Source organism: Kitasatospora sp. NPDC047058 (assembly GCF_040643935.1).
GTDB lineage: Bacteria > Actinomycetota > Actinomycetes > Streptomycetales > Streptomycetaceae > Kitasatospora.
Genome location: NZ_JBEYVJ010000567.1, coordinates 1 through 3,652 on the forward strand (window position 1 = coordinate 1; position 3,652 = coordinate 3,652).

Here is a 3,652-nt window from a genome sequence, read left to right on the forward strand (position 1 = left end):
GTATTTGCGGTTTGTTTTTTTTTTGCTGTTGTTTTTTTCTGTTGATTTTGCGTTCAGGGGGGCGGGGGGCGCCCCCGGCGCGCCCCCCCCTCCTCGCTTGTCTTCTGTCCGGATCACTCATCGGCCTCGCCGATGGTCTCCTTCATGTGGCGGAAGAGGCCGAGGTACTGCTCCCGGGTAGCGCCGGTGGGGTCGTAAGCGCCGCGCTCCCAAGCGCTCACCGTGAGGCGGTGGACGCCGAGTGCCTCGGCCATGGCGCCCTGCGTCAGGCCGAATGCCTTGCGGACACGCGCTCGCTCCTCGGGGGGCGGCAGGTCGTCGGCCGGCTTCTTCGGGCTCTTGCGGAGCGCGTTGGCCGCAGCGATCACCTCGTCCATGGCCTTGTCCTCTCCATCTCGGTCGCTACCACTACGAGGCTCCACGCTACACAAGACCTTTCAACATACACAACATCAAGACTCATCTTTTTGGAGTGCCGAGCGCTACATTCCGTCGCCCCTGGCGCTACCAGCCTCCCATCATTCGACCAAGCGGCACAACAACGGCTGACCACTTCGCGTCGCGCGTCGCCAACGACCCCTGCGAGGCCGCCCAGCCTTCACGCTTACATTGAGACTACATTTGTACACTTCACAGTCGCGCTACATTGATGCTAACTTGGCACTCATCGGAACCCGCTACAGGCGAAGGGGGAGGCCGTGAGCCTCGTTCTGACGATCAAGTCATGGCGGCTGCGCTCGGCTCTCATGTGGCTGGCGCACCACGGCGACTGGCGGCTGCTCCCGCTGGTGGTGGCCGGTGCGCTGGTCGGGCTGGGCCAGGCCGTGCCGGAGTGGCTGCGGACGTCGGTGCTCCCGCTGACCGGGGCGCTGGTCGCGGCCGGGTGGCTTGGCGGCCGGCTCCACGACGAGCTGGACGACGTGGGCATCCCGTGCCGCTGGTGCGAAGACGACGACCTGGTGACCGAGGACTGACGCAGCTGCGGAGTCCCGGGACTGCGGGACTGCGCACGAGCCCGAAGGAGGGGCAACGTGAGCATCGACCGACCCACCCTGAACGTGATCACCGTCCTGTCCCTGCTCGGCGCCGCCCTCTCGGCCCTGTGGGCGTACCGGTGCGGGACGGTCTCCCCGACCACGGCGGCCGGCGTCGCCTATGCGGGGGTCGCCTCACTGCTGGCGAAGTCGGTCGGCTGCTCGGCCCTGGCGGTGCTGGTGCGCTCGCCGTTCCTGATCGCCGGGGCGCTGCTGCGCCTGGTCAGCGGGCTGCTGCTCGCCGTCTCCTAGATCCCTCAGTCCCGGAATCCCGGGATTCCTCACCCATTCGATCCGATGACCCGTCAGCTGTCGCAAGGGAGTTCTCATGGCCTGGAACGCGGTCCTGCCCACGGGCAGGCAGGAAGTCCGGCACGGATACACCGTCGACCACCTCAGCCACATCACGCGCCTCGCCGTCCCCCGCGGCTTCTGGCACACGGCCGGCACGATCGCCGAACAGCTGGAGACCGCGTGGGGCGCGATCGTGGAGCACCTGTGCTCCGCCGAGACCGCGCCCACCACGCTCCAGCTGCTCCAGGCCGCCCACACCGCGGTCGCCAGCTCGGTGCGCGACGAGCTGCACCACCACGGCTACGTGGAGAAGAACCTCGGCGCGGGCCGGGAGTCGATGCCCGCCTACCAGCGCTACTGGCACAACGGCCCGACCCCCTCGCCGGAGACCCGGGTGATCGAGCGGGCCGCGCTCACCCAGATCTGGCCGACGCTGCGCCCCTCGGGGCGCGAGGCGCTCGGCGCCCTGGCGGCCACCGGGGACTACGCCCTGGCGGCCAAGGCCTGCGGGCGCAGCCAGGGGACGTTCAACAAGCTCGTCCAGGACGGACGGCGCCACTTCCTCCAGGCCTGGCACGAGGGCGAGGCCCCGTCGAAGGTGTGGCGGCCCACCCGGGTGCACAGCCGCTCGGGGGGCACGTCCAGCGGGCACCGTCGGCTGACCGTCTCCGAGGTCGAGGAGCTGCGGGAGCGCTGGCAGGCCGGGGCGACCATCACCGCTCTGGCCAAGGAGGCCGGGGTGGCGGACTGCACGCTCGGCGCGCTGTTCCGCGGCAAGTACCGGCCCGCGCCGGACCCCGTTGCCTGACCCACCACCGAGCAGCCCCGGTATTCCGGGACTGCGCAATCGAAAGGAGAACCCGATGTTCCGACGCTCCACCAGGACCGCTCGCAGGCGCCCGGACATCGCCGCCGTCGTCGCGGGGCTGCGCGCGGCGGCCGACGATCTGGAGGCCGGGGTGCCGCTCGCGGTCGACCTGCACCACGACGGCGAGCTGCTGGACGAGAACCTGCTGGCCGGCTACGCCTCCCTGCGGGAGCTGGAGAGCAGGCCGGACCGCGAGCACACCGAGGGCTGACCGCGTCGAGGAGTCCCGGGATCCCGGGACTCCTCGATCCATCGAGAGGAGAGCAAATGAGGCACGTGGTGCAGTTCAGCGGCGGGATCGGCTCGTTCGCCGCCGCGCTCCGCGTCGCCGAGCGGTACGGCACCGGCGACATGGTGCTGCTGATCGCCGACGCGCACGCCGAGCACCCCGACCTGTGGAGGTTCGCCGACGACGTCGCCGCGCACTTCCAGGTCCCGCTGACCGTGGTCTCCGACCCCGAGGGCCGGGACCCGTGGGACGTCTTCCTGAACGTCAGGTACCTGGGCAACAACCGGCTCGCGCCGTGCAGCTACTGGCTCAAGCAGAAGCCCTGCCGGGACTGGATCGAGGCGAACTGCGCCCCGGACGACACCGTGCTCTACGTCGGCATCGAGGGCACCCGGCACGACCGGGCGCGCATGCCGTCCATCGTGCGCGGCTGGTCGCCCTGGCCGGTGGTCTTCCCCGTCGCCGAGTGGGACGAGCAGCCCGCCGGCAAGGAGGAGCTGTTCGGGGAGGCACGGGCGTGCGGGATCGAGATCCCGCAGCTGTACCGCGACGGTCACGGCCACAACAACTGCCGCGGCCTGTGCGTGCGGGGCGGCAAGGGGGCGTTCCTGCGCACCCTGCGGACCGACCCGGAGGCCTTCGCGTACGCCGAGCGGCGCGAGCAGGAGATCCGGGACCACCTGGGCAAGGACGTGACGATCCTGCGCGAGCAACGCAAGGGCGTCGTCTACCGGATCACCCTCGCCGAGCTGCGGCTCCGGGACGAGGCCGCCCGGAGCGGATCCGTCGCCCAGCCCGCTGCCTGATCCCGGGGCTGCGGAACTGCCGGACATTCACCGGGGGCGCTGGTCGGCGCCCCTTCCACTCACACAGTTCAAGGAGAACGCCCATGTTCAACGCCGGTGACAAGGTGCTCATCGTCGCGTGCGAGGACGACCCGCGGGCAGTTGGCCGCACCGGGTACATCGTGGACGAGGTGCCGCCGGGCCCCCTGACCGCGGGCCGATGGACCATCAACGGGATCGGGCTGCTCATCGGCCCGACCCTCTGCCACAGCCACGAGCTGCGCCGTGTCTGAGCCGTAGCAAGGCACTGCTCATTCCTGCAGAGCCCGCGGCCCCGGTTCCGGGGGCGCGGGGGCTAGGTGACAGTAGAATCGCCCTGGTCCGCGTGGTGTAGGGAGCCAGGGGGGAGATCGGAAGAGCGTGGGGGTGGGTAAGAGTGGTA

Annotated in this window: 7 protein-coding genes; 6 read left to right on the forward strand and 1 reads right to left on the reverse strand. The window is 70.1% G+C overall.

Translation table 11 applies throughout. The features are described 5' to 3' along the window. Positions 1 to 113: 113 nt before the first annotated feature. Entirely contained in the window at positions 114 to 377 is a 264-nt protein-coding gene (locus tag ABZ885_RS37505; protein WP_360199109.1) for a helix-turn-helix domain-containing protein, read from the reverse strand. A 321-nt stretch (positions 378 to 698) separates the two neighbouring features. On the opposite strand from ABZ885_RS37505, the gene ABZ885_RS37510 reads away from it, so the two are divergent. From ABZ885_RS37510 to ABZ885_RS37535, 6 genes are all read left to right on the forward strand, one after another. Further along, positions 699 to 974 (forward strand): hypothetical protein, encoded by a 276-nt coding sequence (locus ABZ885_RS37510; protein WP_360199111.1) that lies wholly within the window; start codon positions 699 to 701, stop codon positions 972 to 974. 57 nt (positions 975 to 1,031) lie between these two features. Next, positions 1,032 to 1,286: a hypothetical protein gene (locus ABZ885_RS37515; protein WP_360199113.1), complete on the forward strand. Its 255-nt coding sequence runs from the start codon at positions 1,032 to 1,034 to the stop codon at positions 1,284 to 1,286. A 76-nt stretch (positions 1,287 to 1,362) separates the two neighbouring features. Beyond that, on the forward strand, positions 1,363 to 2,136 hold the full coding sequence (locus tag ABZ885_RS37520; protein WP_360199115.1) for a hypothetical protein: 774 nt from the start codon (positions 1,363 to 1,365) through the stop codon (positions 2,134 to 2,136). 55 nt (positions 2,137 to 2,191) lie between these two features. Next, a complete protein-coding gene (locus ABZ885_RS37525; RefSeq protein WP_360199117.1) occupies positions 2,192 to 2,407 on the forward strand; it encodes a hypothetical protein in 216 nt (71 codons plus the stop codon). 56 nt (positions 2,408 to 2,463) lie between these two features. Beyond that, the gene (locus ABZ885_RS37530) at positions 2,464 to 3,231 is read left to right on the forward strand and encodes a hypothetical protein (RefSeq protein ID WP_360199119.1); all 768 of its coding nucleotides are present in this window, start codon (positions 2,464 to 2,466) and stop codon (positions 3,229 to 3,231) included. Between the two features lie 83 nt (positions 3,232 to 3,314). Next, positions 3,315 to 3,503, forward strand: coding sequence for a hypothetical protein (locus tag ABZ885_RS37535; RefSeq protein ID WP_360199121.1), 189 nt, complete (start codon positions 3,315 to 3,317; stop codon positions 3,501 to 3,503). The last annotated feature ends 149 nt before the right edge of the window (positions 3,504 to 3,652 follow it).